We start from the raw sequence: 255 nt of genomic DNA, 5'->3' as shown, positions 1-255 counted from the left end.
CCTAACAGATCGATGCTAGAACGCGGACTCGCCTCGGAGTGTCGTCAGGCGGACGACTTGTGTCGAAGAATCGACACGATGCCCTCATCCCGGGAGCGTCATCGCCAGTAGAGCTGGTGTGCGGAGTCGGCCTGCACGCGTGCGACGTGCTGTCGAGGGGTGAGGCCGAAGCGCTCTTTGAACGCCGCGGAGAACGCGCTCGTCGTGGCGTACCCGCAGCGATGCGCGGCGGCGCCGATGGGTGTGCCGTCGACG

It is taken from the genome of Microbacterium sp., assembly GCF_031988965.1.
Taxonomy (GTDB): domain Bacteria; phylum Actinomycetota; class Actinomycetes; order Actinomycetales; family Microbacteriaceae; genus Microbacterium.
Note: the sequence above shows the minus strand (reverse complement) of the source record.